At 72.2% G+C, this 16,821-nt stretch carries 16 protein-coding genes; 9 read left to right on the top strand and 7 right to left on the bottom strand.

The annotated features are described in order from the left end of the window. Positions 1-4: 4 nt before the first annotated feature. Genes K8638_RS10405 through K8638_RS10395 form a run of 3 tightly spaced genes read right to left on the bottom strand, consistent with a single transcriptional unit; the run spans position 5 to position 3,323 of the window. On the bottom strand, positions 5-1,240 hold the full coding sequence (locus tag K8638_RS10405; RefSeq protein ID WP_223754301.1) for a cytochrome P450: 1,236 nt from the start codon (positions 1,238-1,240) through the stop codon (positions 5-7). A gap of 26 nt (positions 1,241-1,266) precedes the next feature. Beyond that, on the bottom strand, positions 1,267-2,634 hold the full coding sequence (locus K8638_RS10400; RefSeq protein WP_223754300.1) for a sensor histidine kinase: 1,368 nt from the start codon (positions 2,632-2,634) through the stop codon (positions 1,267-1,269). Continuing rightward, positions 2,631-3,323 carry a response regulator gene (locus tag K8638_RS10395; protein WP_223754299.1) on the bottom strand — a complete coding sequence of 231 codons (693 nt, stop codon included), beginning with the start codon at positions 3,321-3,323 and terminating at the stop codon, positions 2,631-2,633. Before K8638_RS10395 ends, K8638_RS10400 begins: the two co-directional genes overlap by 4 nt. A 266-nt stretch (positions 3,324-3,589) precedes the next feature. Here K8638_RS10395 and K8638_RS10390 point away from each other — a divergent pair, with 266 nt between their 5' ends. From K8638_RS10390 to K8638_RS10370, 5 genes are all read left to right on the top strand, one after another. Next, positions 3,590-3,874 (top strand): hypothetical protein, encoded by a 285-nt coding sequence (locus K8638_RS10390; RefSeq protein WP_223754298.1) that lies wholly within the window; start codon positions 3,590-3,592, stop codon positions 3,872-3,874. Positions 3,875-3,974: 100 nt separating this feature from the next. After that, the gene (locus K8638_RS10385; RefSeq protein WP_223754297.1) at positions 3,975-5,474 is read left to right on the top strand and encodes an ABC transporter substrate-binding protein/permease; all 1,500 of its coding nucleotides are present in this window, start codon (positions 3,975-3,977) and stop codon (positions 5,472-5,474) included. After that, on the top strand, positions 5,471-6,235 hold the full coding sequence (locus K8638_RS10380) for an amino acid ABC transporter ATP-binding protein (RefSeq protein ID WP_223754296.1): 765 nt from the start codon (positions 5,471-5,473) through the stop codon (positions 6,233-6,235). Before K8638_RS10385 ends, K8638_RS10380 begins: the two co-directional genes overlap by 4 nt. A gap of 108 nt (positions 6,236-6,343) precedes the next feature. Beyond that, positions 6,344-7,138: an alpha/beta fold hydrolase gene (locus K8638_RS10375; protein WP_223754295.1), complete on the top strand. Its 795-nt coding sequence runs from the start codon at positions 6,344-6,346 to the stop codon at positions 7,136-7,138. Positions 7,139-7,269: 131 nt separating this feature from the next. Then, complete coding sequence (locus tag K8638_RS10370) at positions 7,270-8,088, top strand: DUF459 domain-containing protein (protein ID WP_223754294.1); 819 nt, start codon at positions 7,270-7,272, stop codon at positions 8,086-8,088. A gap of 21 nt (positions 8,089-8,109) precedes the next feature. Here K8638_RS10370 and K8638_RS10365 read toward each other — a convergent pair whose 3' ends face one another. The 3 genes from K8638_RS10365 to K8638_RS10355 form a co-directional block, all read right to left on the bottom strand. Then, complete coding sequence (locus tag K8638_RS10365; protein ID WP_223754293.1) at positions 8,110-8,991, bottom strand: general secretion pathway protein GspE; 882 nt, start codon at positions 8,989-8,991, stop codon at positions 8,110-8,112. A gap of 89 nt (positions 8,992-9,080) precedes the next feature. Then, positions 9,081-9,449 carry a Spx/MgsR family RNA polymerase-binding regulatory protein gene (locus K8638_RS10360; RefSeq protein WP_223754292.1) on the bottom strand — a complete coding sequence of 123 codons (369 nt, stop codon included), beginning with the start codon at positions 9,447-9,449 and terminating at the stop codon, positions 9,081-9,083. Positions 9,450-9,463: 14 nt separating this feature from the next. Continuing rightward, positions 9,464-10,345 (bottom strand): LysR family transcriptional regulator, encoded by an 882-nt coding sequence (locus tag K8638_RS10355; RefSeq protein WP_223754291.1) that lies wholly within the window; start codon positions 10,343-10,345, stop codon positions 9,464-9,466. 157 nt (positions 10,346-10,502) lie between these two features. Between K8638_RS10355 and K8638_RS10350 the strand changes: the two genes are divergently transcribed. The 4 genes from K8638_RS10350 to K8638_RS10335 all read left to right on the top strand — a co-directional run bounded on the left by K8638_RS10350 (position 10,503) and on the right by K8638_RS10335 (position 15,625). Beyond that, entirely contained in the window at positions 10,503-11,258 is a 756-nt protein-coding gene (locus K8638_RS10350; protein WP_223754290.1) for an outer membrane beta-barrel protein, read from the top strand. A 263-nt stretch (positions 11,259-11,521) separates the two neighbouring features. After that, a complete protein-coding gene (rpiA, locus tag K8638_RS10345; RefSeq protein ID WP_223754289.1) occupies positions 11,522-12,235 on the top strand; it encodes a ribose-5-phosphate isomerase RpiA in 714 nt (237 codons plus the stop codon). Between the two features lie 349 nt (positions 12,236-12,584). Then, on the top strand, positions 12,585-14,183 hold the full coding sequence (locus tag K8638_RS10340; RefSeq protein WP_223754288.1) for a DUF1592 domain-containing protein: 1,599 nt from the start codon (positions 12,585-12,587) through the stop codon (positions 14,181-14,183). Between the two features lie 5 nt (positions 14,184-14,188). Then, a complete protein-coding gene (locus tag K8638_RS10335; protein WP_223754287.1) occupies positions 14,189-15,625 on the top strand; it encodes a DUF1552 domain-containing protein in 1,437 nt (478 codons plus the stop codon). Between the two features lie 102 nt (positions 15,626-15,727). On the opposite strand, the gene K8638_RS10330 is transcribed toward K8638_RS10335, so the two are convergent. Beyond that, positions 15,728-16,804 (bottom strand): metal-dependent hydrolase, encoded by a 1,077-nt coding sequence (locus tag K8638_RS10330; RefSeq protein WP_305071153.1) that lies wholly within the window; start codon positions 16,802-16,804, stop codon positions 15,728-15,730. Between the last annotated feature and the right edge of the window lie 17 nt (positions 16,805-16,821).

Raw genomic sequence — 16,821 nt, 5'->3', positions numbered from 1 at the left:
GGCTTCAGGCCGGGTCCCACTCCACGAGGAGCCGCCGGGGGCCGCGGTGCAGGAAGTTGGGCACGTACTGGACGGAGGGGCCCGGCGCCAGCCGCAGGCCGGGCAGCCGTTGCAGCAGCAGCTCCAGGGCGATGCGCACCTCCAGGCGGGCGAGCGGCGCGCCGATGCAGTAGTGGATGCCCTGCCCGAAGCCCAGGTGCCGGCCCACGTCCGGGCGGTGCGGGTCGGCGCGGTCCGGCTCGTGGAAGGCGGCGCCGTCCCGGTTGGCGGAGGCGAAGAGGATGAGCAGCCGCGCGCCCTCGGGCACCTCCACGCCGCCCAGCGTCACCGCGCGCCGCGTGGTGCGCATCATGCCCTGCACGGGCGAGTCCAGGCGCAGCCCCTCCTCGATGGCGAGCGGGATGAGGCGCGAGTCCTCCCGCACCGCCCGCAGCCGCTCCGGCTCCCTCAGCAACATCACCAGCACGTTGCCGAGCAGGTTGGCCGTCGTCTCGTGCCCGGCGAAGTGCAGCATGGACAGCAGGCTGATGAGCTCCACGTCGCTCAGCGGGGGCGTGTCCTCGTACCGCGCCTCGATGAGCGCGCTGATGACGTCGTCCCCCGGCGCGCTCCGCCGCTTGGCGATGTGGCCCGCGAGGTACTTCTGCACGGCCACGAGCCCGCGTGCGCACTCCACCTGCCGGGGGACGGGGGCGTTGCCCGCGGAGAGCGTGGACAGGTCCTCCGTCCACGCCTTGAGCCGCTCCAGGTCCGAGTCCGGCAGCCCGAGGATGGCGCCGATGACCCGCGCGGGCAGGGGGTAGGCCAGCCGCTCGACGAGGTCCGCCCGGCCCTCGCGCGCGAAGGCGTCCACCAGCTCCGTGGCGATGGCACGCACCCGGGCCTCCATGGCGGAGACGCGGTGGGGCGCCAGGGCCTTGGTGACGATGACGCGCATGCGTGTGTGGTTGGGCGGGTCGTCGTCCACGAGCGCCGGCACCTGCGGGTAGCACTCCGCCAGCGCCGCCAGCACCTCGGGCGCGGGCGGCACGGGGTTGCGGAAGGCGTTGGCGGACAGGAAGTCGCCGGGGTTCATCAGCACCGTCTTCACGTCCTCGTAGCGGGAGACCACCCACAGGTGGAGCTCCTCGCTGAACTGGACGGGGGCCTCCTCGCGCAGCCTCGCGTAGAGCGGGTACGGGTCTTCCACGTACCGGGGCTCGAAGCGGCTGGAGAAGGCGGGCGGAGTCGTCGTCGACATGGCGCGCAGCCTAGCCGCGCGCGCCCTCAGGCGGCATCCGTTCGTGTGCGCGCCGTGAGGGGCCCCAGGGAGGGCATGCCACCGTCCATCGCCCCCGGGAGCCCCAGCGCCAGCGATGGAACGCGCGGCAGGTGGATGGTGAAGGTGGCGCCCTGGCCCGGGGCGCTGTCCACCTGGATGCGGCCGCTGTGCGCGGTGACGATGCCGTGCACCACGGCCAGGCCCATACCCGTTCCCTCACCGGGTGACTTGGTGGTGAAGAAGGGCTCGAAGAGCCGCGCGCGCACCTCCGGCGCCATGCCCACGCCGGTGTCGCGCACCTCCAGCACCGCCTCCTCGCCCTCCATGCGCGTGGACAGGAGGATGCGCCCGCCCTCCGGCATGGCCTGCGCCGCGTTCATCAGCAGGTTGACCACCACCTGGGCAATCTGTCCCGGGTGGCCGAGCAGGCGCGGCAGGTCCTTCAGGTCCAGCGTCACCTCGCACTGGGGGCCGAGCTGTCCGCGGGCGATGCGCAGCGCGACGGCCACCTCCTGGTTGAGGTCGTACTCCACCACGGCCTCCGGGTCCCCGCGCGCGAAGCGGCGCAGGTCCGCGACGATGGCCGTCACCCGGCGGATGCCGTCCAGCGTGGCGGGCAGCACGTCATCCACGTACTCACGAAGCTCCGGCGGCAGGTCGTCGCACGCCCGGAGGTCGTGGAAGAGCGAGTTGACGTTGCTCTTCACGTAGCTCATCGGGTTGTTGATTTCGTGCGCCACTCCGGCCGCCAGCATGCCCAGGCTGGTGAGCCGCTCCTGCTCTCGCGCCCGGTGGTGGGCCACGTCGAGCTGCTTGTGCGCCCGCTCCAGCTCCTCGTGCTGCCGCGCCAGGCTCTGCAGCGCCTGGTGGGTGAGGAGGACGCGCCCCTCGGAGATGAAGTAGACGAGCAGCGACACCAGCACGAAGCAGGCGGGCACCAGGGGAGGGCACCCGTCCACCAGGGCCACGACGGCCACCAGCGCCAGGGACACGGCCAGGCGCAGCCGCGCGCGCGGGTCCGCGAAGCGGTCCACCCACAGGGCGTTGAGCGGCAGGTACAGCCACATGGGCAGCGCCCAGTCACTGGCCAGGCCGTAGATGACGTTGGCAAGCATGTTCACCACGAAGCGCAGGGACTCCGCGGTCCGGGTGTGCTGGGAGAAGAAGCGCTGCGCGAGCACGATGTTGATGCCCGTCACCGCCAGGAACACCGCCGTCACCAGGGCGATGCGCTCCCACCGTCCCCACAGGGCGTAGATGAGCAGCAGGTGGATGAGGATGCAGGCGGCCAGCGTGAAGTGCTTGAGCCGGGCGTTCATCCACGCCGCGTCGGCCTCCGGGGCGATGGGCGTGGGGAGCTGCTGCTGCGTCATGCGTCGCCCAGGCCGGTTCGCGTCGACGCGTCCGTCTCCTCCGCGCGCACCGGCAGCTCCAGGCGCAGCCGCTGGGGGCCGCCCACCTCGGCGACGAACGACAGCCGCCCGCCGTAGCGCTCCAGCAGCCCGCCCACCACCTTCAGGCTGTCAGCGGCCAGCACGCCCGCGAAGCGCTCGATGATGGAGAGGGCCTGCTCCGCCGGGAAGGCCGGGTCCGCCATCTGCACCTTCAGCACCATGGAGGCATCGGACATGCCCACCTCCGCGCTCACGCCCGAGGCCGCGCGGAAGGGGGCGTATAACTGCGCCATCGTCTCGCGCTGGCGCAGCAGCCCCGTGAGGTACGACACCAGCTCCGCGTCGTCCCAGGGCTTGCTGATGAAGCGGCAGATCTCCCCTTCGTTCACCGACGCCACCACCGACTTGAAGTCCGCGTAGCCGGAGATGATGAGCCGCAGCGCCAGGGGATGGCTGCGCTTGACGCGCTGGAGCAGCTCGCTGCCCGTCATCCCCGGCATCCGGAAGTCCGTCAGGACGATGTCCGGGCTGAACTCCTTGAGACGCTCCAAGGCCTCGGCGCCGCTGAAGGCCACCTGGACGTCGAAGCCCTCTCTGCGGAACAGCCGGCGCAGCGCGTGCGCCACCTGCGGTTCGTCGTCCACCACCAGCAGCTTGAATGCTTCCATGACAGCGTCGGCTCCTCTGGTGGCCACTGTAACGGAGGGCCATGCGAAATGCCCCCGGTCTGTGATGCCGCTGTCGATGGGTCACTCGCGCACCTGCGACAGGGTGGGAGCGCGGCTCGTGCGTGTTTTTACGCTCCCACCGGAGAAGGAAGCGGGGAGGTGGGCGTTATTCCCCCCGGATGCGGGGCGCGAGGCCAGCCGGGCGAGCGTCAGGCGCGTCGTGGGACTGCGTCAGAGTTCGTTCCCACAAAGGGGGGCTTCTCGAAATGATGAAGAAAACGATTGTGTCGGTCTGCTGGTTGTTCCTGGTCGCGGCCTGTGGGGAGGACCGCCCCGGCCCGGCGGAGCTCGTGGATGGCGCCTCCTGTGTCCCTGCTGCTCAGGCGGAAGGCGAGCCGCGGCCCGAGGCACGGGAGCTGACGGCGGAGGAAGTGTCGGGGGAGACGGTGGACGTCCGCTGCGCGGAGCGCGGCGTGACGGCGATGGAGGGCGGGGACGCGCCCGCCAGCGACCCCAAGCACGAGACCACGGGCGACCCCAACCCCATCTAGGTTCCGAGCCGGCGCAACGCGCGGCCTGAACATGGCTTGCCGGGGACGTGGGGGCTAAAAGGGGGCGGCGGTTCGCCTCACTGGAGGGCCAGCACGTCCGATGCGCGAGTTCCCGTTCCGGGCGCGAAGGCCCGTCCTCCTCCCGGCCTGTGGGTGGGTGCTGTTGGCGCTCGCGCTGCTGTCATGTGGCACGGAGGAAGGCTCGGGCCTGGAGCGGGTTCGGCGCGCGGGCGTGCTGAGGTGGGGCGCGGACGCCCAGGGCGGAGAGCCGTATGCCATGGAGGACCCGGACGAGCCGGGCCGCATGCGCGGCTTCGAGGTGGAGCTGGCGGAGGCGCTGGCGCGGGAGTTGGGCGTGCGCGCCCGGTTCGTCCAGAACGACTGGTCCAACCTCATCCCGTCGCTGGAGCGCGGCTCGTTCGACGTGGCGCTGAACGGGATTGAAATCACCCCCGCGCGCGCTGGCCGCGTCCTCTTCACCCGGCCCTACTTCATCTTCAACCTGCGGCTGCTGGCCCGGAAGGACGACGCGAGCGTCACCCGGCTGGAGTCGCTCCGGGGCCGGCGCGTGGGCACGCTGGCCAACTCGCAGGCGTGGGAGCTGCTCCTGCGCAGCGGCGTGGAGGCGGTGCCGTACGAGGGCGTGGAGGAGCCCTACATCGACCTGGAGCAGGGGCGGGTGGACGGCGTGCTGATGGACGACATCATCGCGCAGCGCTACGGCCAGCCGCGCCCGGGCCTGCGGGTGGTGGGGGACGTGGGCGAGGGCTACTACGCCATCGCCGTGCGGCCCGGGGAGGAGGATCTGCGCGCGGCCCTGGACGAGGCGCTGGTCCGCATCGCCCGCTCGGGCGAGCTGCGCGCCATCTTCCGGCGCTGGGGCATCGACAGCGCGGCCCAGCAGCGCATGGTGGACTGGACGGACGCGCAGACGCGCGAGGTGCTGGCGGACACGCGCACCACACACCTGGGCTGGGGGCAGCTCGTGCTGTTCCTCCAGGCGGCCGTGGTGACGCTGCTGGTGTCCGTGGGCGCCATGGCGCTCGCCATTCCCCTGGGCGTGGGGCTGGCCCTGGTGCGGCTGTACGGGCCCGGCTGGGCGGGCCGGCTGGCCACCGTCTACGTGGAGCTGTTCCGGGGGACTCCCGTGCTGTTGCAGCTCTACGTCCTCTATTACGGGCTGGCGGGCGTGCTGAGGCTGGACGCGCTCAGCGCGGCGGTGCTCGGCCTGGGGCTGAACTACGCGGCCTACGAGTCGGAGGTGTACCGGGCCGGCGTGCAGGCCGTGCCGCGCGGGCAGTTCGAGGCGGCGCTCGCGCTGGGCATGCACACGCGGCTGGCCGTGCGGCGGGTGGTCATGCCCCAGGCGTTCCGCGTGGCGCTGCCGGGCGTCACCAACGACTTCATCGCGCTGCTCAAGGACAGCTCCCTGGTGTCCGTCATCTCCGTGGTGGAGCTGACCAAGCGGATGACGATTACGGCGGTGGATGTTCGGAGCTGGCTGCTGCCCGGAGCGCTGTGCGCGCTCCTGTACCTGGCGATGAGCTACCCCCTGTCCCGCCTGGCCAGGCGGCTGGAAGCGAGGCTGGAGCGCGGATGATTGAAGTGAAGGACCTGAGCAAGCGCTATGAGGGCCGCACGGTGCTGGACGGCATCAGCGCGGCCTTTGGCCCGGGCGAGGTGGTGGCGCTGGTGGGCCCCTCCGGCGGCGGCAAGAGCACGCTGCTGCGGTGCCTCAACGGGCTGGAGCCCTTCGACGAGGGCTCCGTGCGGGTGGGCGGAGACGTGCTGGGCCCGGGCGCGGCGCGCGCGCGCGGCGAGCAGGTGTGGAACATCCGCCGACGGGTGGGCTTCGTCTTCCAGCAGTGGCACCTGTTCGCGCACCGCACGGCGCTGGGCAACGTGATGGAGGCGCCGGTGTACGTGAAGGGCCTGGGCCGGAGGGAGGCCCGCGAGCAGGGCCGGGCGCTGCTGGCGAAGGTGGGGCTGTCCCACCGCGAGGACGCGTACCCCTCCGAGCTGTCCGGCGGTGAGCAGCAGCGGGTGGCCATCGCCCGCGCGCTGGCGATGGAGCCGGAGGCGCTGCTGCTGGACGAGCCCACCAGCGCGCTGGACCCGGAGCGCGTGGGCGAGCTGGTGGACCTGCTGGCCCGGCTGCGCGCGGACGGGCTCACCCTGGTGGTGGTGACGCACGAGATGCGCTTCGCGCGCGAGCTGGCCTCGCGGATGCTGGTGTTGCATGGCGGACGCATCATCGAGGAGGGCCCCCCGGCCCGGGTGCTCGACAGCCCACGGCACGAGCGCACCCGGGCCTTCCTCGGCCTGGACCGCGCGGCCGGCCTCTCTCCCTCCCGCTCATGAGGCGGGAGGGAGGGTTGCGCCCGCCCGCCGGAGGAGCATGCTGGAGGGTGGGCCGGGCAGAAAACGGCGCGCTCGCGGTGTTCCCCGCCGCGTTCGCGAGGGAATGACATGCGTCGAGAAGTGCAGCTCACGGAGTTGGGACGGGGCAGGGGCCCGAGGGTGCTCCTGCTTCCAGGTCTGGGCGCCAGGGGCTCCGGCTTCCGGGCGCTCGCCGGGCAGCTCGCCTCCCTGGCCCGGCCCGTCCTGGTGGAGTACCCGGAAGGGGAGCACGCGGCGTGCGGCGCGGGTGAGCTGGCGCGGCAGGTGCTGCGGGCCGCCGGGGGCATGGACGCGGTGGTGGCCAGCTCCTTTGGTGGCATGGTGGCGGCGCACCTGGCGGCGGCCGGCGCGGCGCGGGGCGTGGCCTTCCTGGGGTCCTTCATCCGCCCCTCGCAGTTGGGCGTGCGCGGGCGCGTCATCGGGATGATGGGCCCCATCGCCGTATGGGGCAGGCCCGGAATCGTCGCGGCGGGGCTCGCCGCGTGGAGGCCGGTGCCTCTCGACCAGGTCTCCGAGGTGGTGCCCACCACGAAGCTGGAGCGGAGCACGACCTGGCACCGCGCCCTGGCCATCGGCGGTGAGCCGCCCCCTCCGGAGCTGCGAAGGCTTTCCGTCTCCTGCGTGTGCATCCAGGGGGACCGCGACGTGCTGGTGCCTCCGTCCACGCTGGAGCGGTTGTGTGCGTCGCTCCCGGTGGGCACACCCCGGCACCTGCTGCGCGGCGCGGGCCACGTGCCCTACTTCACCCACCCCGACGAGTGTGCCCGGCTGCTGAGGCCCTGGCTGGAGGCCCTGGCGCCCAGGGAGTCCCACACCGAGCCCACGCGCCTCCCCCGCTCCGTGGTGTCGGGCAGCGCCGCCTGAGCAGGGGCGTCCGGCCCTCCATGCCGTGAAGGCCCCCTGCCACCCACCGTGTGTGCCTCCCGCCGCGGTGGGCAGGTGAGACGCGAGGGGGATGTACCTGACCGCGTCCGGCCGCTAGCGTTCGGCCGCTCATGCGGAACCGTCTCGCTCGCGCGCTCATCCTCGTCTCCCTGCTCACCTCCGCCCCCGTGCTGGCCTCGTCCGGAGTGGACGGCGGCTCCCCACCCGACACCGTCCGCGCCGCCCCCGTGTTGCCGGCCGCTCCGGCGGCGGCCAGCCCGTCCCCGCCCGCCGCGGAGCGCACGCACACCGTGCTGCTGCTGGGAGACAGCCTCATCGCCACCGGCTTTGGCGAGTACCTGCAGGCCCAGCTGGAAGCGCACCCGCGCATCCGCGCGGCCCGGCGCGCGAAGTCCTCCACGGGGCTGGCCCGCCCCGACTTCTTCGACTGGATGACGGTGGGCCAGCAGGAGGTGGAGCGCCACAAGCCGGATGTCGTGGTGGTCATCCTCGGAGGCAATGACGGGCAGTCGCTGCAGGACGGGAAGGGCGGCAAGCCCATCCAGTGGGGCCGGCCCGAGTGGGAGCAGGCCTACCGCGAGCGGCTGGAGGCGTTCGTGAAGGTCCTCTCGGCGCCGGGCCGGAAGATTGTCTGGCTGGAGCTGCCGGCCACCGGCCTGAAGCGCTTCGAGCGGAAGCTGGGGCTCATCCGCGGCCTCCAGCGCGAGGTCGTCTCCGCCCATCAGGACACCCTGCACCTGGACACGCGCCCGTTCTTCACGGACGCCAGGGGACGTGCGCTCGTCCACGCCCGCGTCGACGGCTACCGCAAGCCGATGCGGCTGCGCATGGAGGATGGCGTCCACTTCACCGTCGCCGGCGGGCGCTACTTCGCCAGCAAGGTGTACCCGGAGGTGCTGGGCGTGCTGGGGCTGGTGCGGCAGGGGTAGCGGCGGAAGCCGGCGGGCGCGTCAGTGCGACGGCGGCGCGGAGTCCGGGCCTCCGGCAAGGGGGCCCGGGGCGCCCTCGGAGCGGAGCCTGCGGATGGCACGCAGCAGGAGCTGCTCGTCGCGAGGATTGGCGAGGTAGCCGCGCGCTCCGAGCTTGCGCGCCCGCTCGAAGCCCTCGTCGTCCGACGTGCCGTGGACGATGAGCGAGCCGGAGATGTGGACCTCTCCGGCCAGCAGTCCCTCCATGGCCTGGATGGGCGCGAGCACGATGTCGTCGGGCCCGGTGTGCAGCACCTCCAGCGGGCTGGCCACCTTGGCGGTGATGCCGTGCCTCGCGAGCTGCCGGGAGATGAGGACTGCGGTGACGGGAGGCCAGCCGTAGAGTAGCAGGGGCCCGCCGGGAGACGGGGTGGGGACGGCGGGTGGCTCGGGCGGCTCCTCGATGCCGTACACCCTGGCGAGCGCGCGGGTCAGCGCGGTGTCCGAGGCGACGTGCGCCTCGACGCGGGGCATGCCGGACACGGCGCGCACGGCGTCCACGGCCTCCAGCGACACGGGCGCGGGCAGGGCGATGTGGAGGACCTCGCGCTCCCCCTGCTCGAGCTGGACGCGCTCCACCCGCAGGGGGACGGCCCGGTACTGCCGCGCGATGCGCGTGGGGATGAGCGCGGCCACGGTGGGGGAGGGCAGCGCGCGCTCCAGGTCCACGGCCTCCACGCCGAGCTGCGCGGCGAGTCCCCGGAGGACGTCGGCCTCCGAGCAGAGCCCCTCGCGCACCAGCGCCCGCCCGAGCGGGACGTGCGTCTCGTGATGATGCACCAGTCCCACACGGAGCTGGGCGCGGTTGAGCACTCCCAATTCCAGGAGGATTTCTCCGAGCGGACGTCTCGCACCGGTCTCCATGGTAGGAAAGGAGTCTTCACTCCAGCCCCCTTCCCGCGAGCGACGGCACGCCGGGGGCTCGCTCCCCCGCCCGTCCTCAAGGCATGTGCTCAGCGGGCGGCGGTGAGCACGCGCGCCCAGGCCTCCGGCTGGAAGCCGACGAGGACGGCACCGCCGGTGACGGCCACGGGGCGCTTGACGAGCTTCCCGTCGGCGGCCAGCCAGGAGACGAGCTCCGCGTCCGAAGCCGCGTCGACCTTCGCCTTGCCCAGCGCGCGGTAGCTCTGGCCGCTGGTGTTGAGCCACTTGCGCACGGACACCCCGCTGCGGGGAATCCACTGCTCCAGCTCGGCCACGGTGGGCGGCATGTCGACGATGGGGCGGACCTGGTGGGCCACGCCCTGCTCCTTCAACCACTTCAGCGCCTTCCGGCAGGTGTCACAGCCGGAGTAGGCGAGTACCAGGACTTCGTTCGGCATGGGCGCGGCTCCTATCACGGCTCCACCCCGGTGAGGACCTGGACCACGCGGCGCGCGGCGCGGCCCGGCTTCACGCCGGTGCGGTGGTGGAGCTGCGGCTGGAACGCATGCGTGGAACCGCGGGCCAGCTTCAGCGCCTTCAGCTCGCCCCGGCGCAGCTCGCGTGTCACCAGGTGCTCCGGCAGCCACCCGTAGCCCAGCCCCTCCATGATGGCGACCTTCTTCGCCGCGAAGTCGTTGAGGTGCACCGTGGAGCGCGTCTCCAGGGAAGCGGTGCTGAGCTGCAGCCGCGGGTCCGAGCCGTGCACGGTGAGGAGCAGGTGCTCCGCCAGCTCCTCGTCCTTCAGCACCCCGCGCCTCTTCGCCAGCGGGTGCGAGCGGTGGGCCACCAGCACCGCCTTCAGCTCCGGCAGCCGGTAGGTGCGCAGCCCCGGCAGCGTGGGCGGAATCACGGACACCATCAGGTCCGCCTCCTCCCGCGCGAAGGCCGCCTCCACGCCGGCGAGGAACTCCGCGGACACGTGGAAGCGCGTGCCCGCTCCTTCCGCGCGCAGCTCCTTCACGATTCGCAGCAGCGGCTCCGCGGGGAAGACACCGTCGAAGACGATGCGCAGCGTGGGCTCCCAGCCGGAGCGGATCTCCGCGCACGCGGCCTCCAGCTCCCGCTCCGCCGCCAGCAGCTTCCGGCAGTGCTCCAGCACCCGCTCACCCGCGGGCGTCAGCCGGGTGCGGTAGCCGCGCCGGTCCAGCAGCGTCAGCTCCGTCTGCTCCTCCAGCGTGCGCAGCGCGTACAGCACCGCGGTGTGCCCCTTGCGCAGCGCACCGGCCGCCGCGGCGAAGGTGCCATGGCGCGCGAGGGCATCCAGGGCGCGGGCCTGCTCCAGGGTGACGTTCATGGGGACATTGTCTGATTCCCGCACAGTCGTGGGCAGCGCTTTGTTCTCTACGGGGTTTCCCCAGGTCCAGACTGACTGCATGGCTTCGACGCAGTGCGCCTTACTTGCGTCATTAGGACTGTCCTAGAGTCAAAGCTTCACCTGTAGGGAGGGGTATATGACGGGAAGGCTGTTTAGGGCCCTGGCAGTCACGGCCGCGCTGGCGTCCTCGGCGGCGAGCGCTCAGGACACCGAGGCGACGGCGGCGACGACAACGTCCAGCGAAATCAGTGGGCTGGAGGTCGGCGTGGGGCTCGGCTTCCAGGTGGGCGCGGGCTACGTCTACAAGAACGGCCTGCGGCTCGACGGCACGGTGGGTGACGTGAAGCTCAGCGACGCGGCCAACGGTGGTATCGCCTTCGTGCTGGACCTGGGCTACCGCATCAATTCCCGGTGGTTCATCGGTGCGTTCGGCCAGTACGCGCACATTCTGACCAAGACCAACCCGTACTCCTGCCCGGAGGGCTTCGACTGTTCCACGAACCAGCTTCGCCTCGGGCCCCAGGTGCAGTACCACTTCTCGCCCGACGCCACGTTCGACCCCTTCGTGGGGCTCGGCTTCGGCATCGTCCTGCTGAACACCACCATCGAGGGCACCCAGCCGACCGGCGTGGGCCTGGACATCGACAGCAAGACGCGCGGCCCGGAGTACATCAACTTCACCGTGGGCGGTAAGTGGAAGGCCGGGGAGTCCCTCTCCTTCGGGCCCTACCTCAACGCCACCTATGCCCGGTACACCGTGCGCGCGGGCACCCAGGCGGTGACCCTGCCCCCGGCGGCCGGCGGCATCACCGTCGAGGGCCCCCTGAGCCCGGTGGATGACGGCCCGTACGGCCTGCTCATCCTCGGCGTCCGCGGCACCTACAACATGTAGTTCGTCCTCGGGGCCGCGCCGCGCCGCGTGGCCCCGGTGACTTCACTGGCTGGGAGGAGCCCGGGCCGCGGTGACACGCGCCGGGCTCTTCCTGTTTCTGGCGCTTCCTTCCATGGCCCGGAAGCGGGGGCGGCCCTCCCTTCACCGGCTTACGGCCTGGTGCGTCAGGGACGGGATGTGAAGCCTCACACGCCAGGGGTGATTCCAATCGCTTGCCAGGCCTCTCCGTGGACACGCGGCGGCGGGGTGTACCTTCGAGAGGCATGAGCCACGAATCCGGCGGCGACACCATCCGTTACAAGCGAGAGGCCGCCGCCTGGGCGGTGGACGCGTTCTTCCGTCCGGGCATGGTGGTGGGCCTGGGCACGGGGAGCACCGCCGCCTTCGCGGTGCAGCGGCTGGCGGAAGCGCGCGCGGAGGGGCGGCTCACGGACGTGCTGGGTGTCCCCACCTCGCGCGGGACGGAGGCGCTGGCGCGCGGGCTGGGCGTGCCCCTCACCACGCTGGAGGAGCACCCCGTGCTGGACGTCACCGTGGACGGGGCGGATGAAGTGGCCCCGGACCTCTCGCTCATCAAGGGTGGGGGAGGGGCGTTGCTGCGGGAGAAGATTGTCGCGCAGGCCAGCCGGCGGGTCGTCATCGTGGTGGACGCGGGCAAGCTGTCACCGCGGCTCGGCACGCGCTGGCCGCTGCCGGTGGAGGTGCTTCCCTTCGGCTGGCGCTCGCAGGCGCTGTTCCTGGAGTCGCTCGGCGCGCGCGTCACCCCGCGGCGGGGCGCGGACGGCGCGCCCTTCCACACGGACCAGGGCAACCTCGTGCTCGACTGTGGCTTCGGCCCCCTCCACCGCCCGGAGGAGCTGGCCTCGCGCCTGGACGCGCGCGCGGGCGTGGTGGGGCATGGCCTGTTCCTGTCGCTGACGACGGACCTCGTGGTGGCCGGCCCCGGGGGCGTGGAGCACCGCGCCCGCTCGGGCTGACGCGCGCGAGGCCGCCCCGCTCACGCCCGTGCTCGCCTTCCTGCTCCGCGAGCAGGCTTCGCGCGCGCTCCGGGGCCGCGCGTACCCTCTGCCACGCCGTGGAAGCGGGTGCCGGTACGTGGGTGCCTGTACGGCGCAGCAGCTCCGCATTTCCTGGACTCCTAGAAGATGGTTGGCGTGTCTCCGGTAGCGAGGGCGAAATGCAGCAGTGCTGCTGAAAGGGTGAAGCCTTCCGCTCGCGGTCATGAAATCATCACCGGTCGCGACGGGGGGACCAGTTACAGTTGTCATCGTGCCTGCACTCCGGAGGGGGTTTTCTGGGAGTCGCAGGCCAGAGGGTGTCTCTCGTATGCGAATTCTCCGATTCAGTCTCCCCGCGGCGCTGCTGCTAGCGGCCGCATCCTGCTCCGACAAGCCAGAGCCGCAAGGCCCACCGCCCGAGGTCTCCGAAGCCTCCCCGGTGCGAGTGCGCCGGCTGACCCGGGTTGAGTACGACAACAGCCTTGCCTCGGTCGTCCCGGGGATGCCGCCGCTGAGCGCCACCTTCGCGCCCGAGGACACCATCCTCGGTTTCAGCACGCACGACCGGCTCCAGGTGACGTCGCTGCTCGCGGACCAGATGGACAATGCCGCGATCAACGCGTCGGTGTATGCCTTCCGCTCCCTGAACATCCACGTGCAGTGCCCCACGGACGATGAGGCGTGCACGATGGCCATCCTCTACGACGTGGCCAGCCGCACCTTCCGCCGGCCCCTCACCGATGAGGACCGGGCGGAGCTGCTCAACTTCTGGCGGGAGCTCCGAAAGGTCGCGGCCCCGCAGACCGCCCACCAGCTCTTCCTCCAGGGCCTCTTCTCCTCGGCCTCCTTCCTCTACCGCACGGAGCTGGGCGAGCCCGGCCAGGGCGCCGGCAAGGTCGTGCGGCTGACCCAGCACGAGGTGGCCTCGGCGCTGTCCTACGCCCTCACCGCCGCCCCTCCCGACGAGGCGCTGCGTGCCGCGGCGGAGGCCGGGGAGCTCCAGACGGCGGAGCAGCGTGAGGCGCAGGCGCGCCGGCTGCTGGCCACCCCGGCGGCGCAGAAGCGCCTCCACCACTTCATCACCGAGTGGCTGGGCATCACCGGCCTGGCCAACATCAACAAGAACAACCAGGTCTTCCCCTTCTTCAGCGCGGCGTTCAAGGACTCCAGCCGCGCCGAGACGCGCACCTTCATCGACCACGTGCTGGCCAACGAGGGCGGCTCCGTGAAGGAGCTGCTGAGCGCGAACTACACCTTCGCGGACGGCCGCATGTCGGCGTTCTACGGCACGACGAGCACGCCCAACGGCACGACGGGCCGCGTGCCGCTGCCGCCCGAGCGCGCGGGCATCCTCACCCATGCCAGCGTGCTGGCGACGTATTCGCTGTTCGACTCCAGCTCGCCCATCCGCCGCGGCAAGTTCGTCCTCACCCGCCTGCTGTGCCAGGACATCCCGCCGCCTCCGCCGAGCATCGTCATCATCCCCCCCGCCGTCGCGGACGACACCACCACCCGCGCGCGCTTCGCCGCCCACAGCAGCAGCCCCTCCTGCCAGGGCTGCCACAGGCGGCTGGACCCGGTGGGCTTCGGCTTCGAGAACTTCGACGGCCTGGGCAAGCACCGCACGCAGGAGAACGGCCTCACCGTGGATGCCAGCGGCTCGGTGGACTACTCCGCCGGCACCTTCACCTTCACCGGGGGCGGCGAGCTGGCCCGCTGGCTCGCCAACAGCGAGGACGTGGCCAACTGCGTTCCCCTCCAGATCTTCCGCTACGCCATGGGCCGTGAAGAGACTCCGGTCGACGAGCAGCTCCTCGCCGACATGCGCGCCGCGTTCAAGGCCAACCCGCGGCTCCAACTGGGTGACGCGCTCGTGAGTCTCGTGCGCTCGCCCTACTTCACCCACCGGCGTACCGCCAACGAGTAGCCACCATGCTCCGCGAACTTTCCCGACGCTCCCTGCTCAAGACGCTGGCCGGCTCGGCCGCGGCGCTCCCGCTGGCCAACCTGCTCGGCACCACCGACGCGCACGCCCAGAGCACCACGCCTCCGCTGCGCTTCATCGCCATCTTCACGCCCCACGGGTGCATGCCGGAGTACTGGAACCCCCAGGGCGGCGAGTTGGACTTCAACCTCGACTTCCCCAACTCCATGCTGGCCCCGCTCCAGGCGCACCGCTCCAGGCTGCTGGTGCTGGACGGCGTGGACTACAAGGTGCTGTACGAGCACGGCCTGACGGGCCACGAGGGCGCGCCCGTCACCTTCCTCACCGGCAGCAAGGTCAGCACCGCCAGCGGTGACGACCTGCCGCAGAGCGCCTCGCTGGACCAGGTGCTGGGCAACGCCATCGGCGGTGCCACCCGGTTCCGCTCCATCCAGCTCAACGCCTGGGAGCAGTTCGGCGGCCAGCACGTCTACAACAGCATCAGCTTCACGGCGAACGGCTCGCGCGTGCCCTTCGAGCGCGACCCGGCCGCCCTCTACCAGCGCCTCTTCGGCAACGCGCCGGCGCCGGCCGCGGACCCCGAGGAGGCGGTCAGGGCCGTCGCGCGCCGCAGGAGCGTGGTGGACTTCCTCATCCGCGACGCCACCCGCCTGCGCGACAAGCTCGCCGCCGAGGAGCGCCAGAAGCTGGAGGCGCACCTGGAGGCGCTCCGGGACATCGAGCGCCGCCTGGGCACGCTCAGCACCTCGCCCACCCCGTCGCCCACGCCGGTGCCCGCCGACCAGGCGTGCAGTGGCGGCACCGCGCCTCCGGCCTACGGCGTGGACCAGCTCGGCAACCTCACCAACATGCCGACGCTGACGCGGCTGCACCTGGACCTCATCGTCCGGGCCTTCGCGTGTGATTTGACGCGCGTGGTGACGCTGACGATTCCGGGCCCGTCCATGCCGTGGCTCGGCATCAATGAGGACGTGCACAACGACCTGGCGCACCGGCTGGACGTCACCCAGGAGCCGCTGCGCACGGACATCCGCACGAAGATGGTGACGGTGCAGCGCTGGTACGCCGAGCAGGTGGCGTACCTCATGACGCAGCTCGCCTCGGTGCAGGAGGGCAGCGGCACCGCCCTGGACAACACGCTCATCCTCTGGGGCAACGAGCTGGGCGACGCGGCGGGCCACATGAACGTGCGCGTCCCCACCGTGCTGGCCGGCGGCGCGGGAGGCAAGTTCCGCATGGGCCGCTTCCTGCGCGTGCGCCCGCTGGGCTCCGACCCCCTGTCCGGCTGGCAGGGCCCCGGCACCCCGCTGCGGGATGCGGTGCCGCACAACAGGCTGCTGGTGTCCATCGCCAATGCCTTCGGTGTGAATGTGAACACCTTCGGCCACCCGGACTACATCGGTCCGATGGCGGGCCTCACCTGAGCCCGAGCCGAGCCCCGCGCGGCGGCCTGTCCGTCGCGCGGTGACTGGAGGCCCCGTGGGAAGGACGAGACTCCTTCCTCCGGGGCCTTCGTCGTTTCCGCGCTACGGCGCGGGTGCGCTCGCGCCGGCGCCATTCGTCCGGGAAGGCGGCGCCGCTTCGCCCCGCCACCGGCGCAGCAGCTCGCTCGCGCTGCCCCCGCGCTCCATCCGCGCGTGTGTCACCTGGTTGGCCGCGTCCAGGCGGATGACGAAGCCGAGCGTGGGCTCGCCGCGCAGGTGGTAGCGCAGGTCGTTGATGCGCACCTCGCGGCCTCCGGCTCCGTCGTCCAGGGAGGCCAGGGTGACGACGGGGAAGCGGGCCCATGCGAGCGCCTCGCGCACGGGCGGCACCGCGCGTACGTCCTCGGGCAGCGCCGCCTCGGAGGCGTCCACGCGGCGCGCCTCGCGGGGGGCGCCGGCCAGGGGCACCTCACCCGCGGCGAGCACCCCACCGGGCAGGGTGGCCACATAGCGCCAGCTGCCCACGGAGAAGGGCAGGGGGAAGACGCGCACGGCCCGGGCCGAGGGGTAGGCGGCCTCCACACGCCGCGTCAGCACGCCCCAGGACGTCACGCGCGCGCCCACGTAGGCGGCCGAGCACGCCAGGCCCACCAGCAGCGCCCGCCGCCATGACGCGCGCCGGCGCCACGCCACGGCGGCCCCCACCACCAGCGGCAGCGTCACCCAGGGGTCCACCACCATCGTCCAGTCGAGGCTGAGGCGGGCGTCGGAGATGGGCAGCAGCACCCGTGTCCCCCAGCCCGTCCACAGGTCCGGCAGCAGGTGCGCGAAGAGGACGGAGACGAGGCTGGCCAGGAACACGGGGCGCACCCGCGCGCCCCGGAAGAGGGCGCACGCGCCCAGGGTGGCCCCGAGCGCCACCACCGGGGCGAAGAAGAGCGAGTGCGACAGCCCCCGGTGGGCCTGGAGGGCCACCGTCACCGCGTCGCCGCGCGCCAGCAGCGTGTCCAGGTCCGGCAGTTCCGAGGCGAGCACGGCGGCCACCAGCACGGCGCGGTCCGTGGGCGTGGCGCGCCCGGCCGCGCCGGGGCGTGTGTCCGGGCGGCGCAGCGCGCCGAGCGCGAGCCCGAGCAGCCCGTGGGTGAGGTTGTCCATGACGTGGCCCGGGTCTACCGCCATGCCGAGGGGGACGCCAG

Source organism: Myxococcus sp. RHSTA-1-4 (assembly GCF_020037125.1).
Lineage (GTDB): Bacteria > Myxococcota > Myxococcia > Myxococcales > Myxococcaceae > Myxococcus.
The sequence above is the reverse complement of the archived record's forward strand: the minus strand, read 5'-3'. Positions and strand labels throughout refer to the sequence as shown.

Coding starts and splice junctions, on each gene's coding strand:
- K8638_RS10355 (WP_223754291.1), bottom strand. CDS start 10,345: ATGAACGTCACCCTGGAGCAGGCCCGCGCCCTGGATGCCCTCGCGCGC.
- K8638_RS10375 (WP_223754295.1), top strand. CDS start 6,344: ATGCGTCGAGAAGTGCAGCTCACGGAGTTGGGACGGGGCAGGGGCCCG.
- K8638_RS10370 (WP_223754294.1), top strand. CDS start 7,270: ATGCGGAACCGTCTCGCTCGCGCGCTCATCCTCGTCTCCCTGCTCACC.
- K8638_RS10385 (WP_223754297.1), top strand. CDS start 3,975: ATGCGCGAGTTCCCGTTCCGGGCGCGAAGGCCCGTCCTCCTCCCGGCC.
- K8638_RS10380 (WP_223754296.1), top strand. CDS start 5,471: ATGATTGAAGTGAAGGACCTGAGCAAGCGCTATGAGGGCCGCACGGTG.
- K8638_RS10360 (WP_223754292.1), bottom strand. CDS start 9,449: ATGCCGAACGAAGTCCTGGTACTCGCCTACTCCGGCTGTGACACCTGC.
- K8638_RS10390 (WP_223754298.1), top strand. CDS start 3,590: ATGATGAAGAAAACGATTGTGTCGGTCTGCTGGTTGTTCCTGGTCGCG.
- K8638_RS10405 (WP_223754301.1), bottom strand. CDS start 1,240: ATGTCGACGACGACTCCGCCCGCCTTCTCCAGCCGCTTCGAGCCCCGG.
- K8638_RS10350 (WP_223754290.1), top strand. CDS start 10,503: ATGACGGGAAGGCTGTTTAGGGCCCTGGCAGTCACGGCCGCGCTGGCG.
- K8638_RS10365 (WP_223754293.1), bottom strand. CDS start 8,991: ATGGAGACCGGTGCGAGACGTCCGCTCGGAGAAATCCTCCTGGAATTG.
- K8638_RS10340 (WP_223754288.1), top strand. CDS start 12,585: ATGCGAATTCTCCGATTCAGTCTCCCCGCGGCGCTGCTGCTAGCGGCC.
- K8638_RS10335 (WP_223754287.1), top strand. CDS start 14,189: ATGCTCCGCGAACTTTCCCGACGCTCCCTGCTCAAGACGCTGGCCGGC.
- K8638_RS10400 (WP_223754300.1), bottom strand. CDS start 2,634: ATGACGCAGCAGCAGCTCCCCACGCCCATCGCCCCGGAGGCCGACGCG.
- K8638_RS10395 (WP_223754299.1), bottom strand. CDS start 3,323: ATGGAAGCATTCAAGCTGCTGGTGGTGGACGACGAACCGCAGGTGGCG.
- K8638_RS10330 (WP_305071153.1), bottom strand. CDS start 16,804: ATGGCGGTAGACCCGGGCCACGTCATGGACAACCTCACCCACGGGCTG.
- rpiA (WP_223754289.1), top strand. CDS start 11,522: ATGAGCCACGAATCCGGCGGCGACACCATCCGTTACAAGCGAGAGGCC.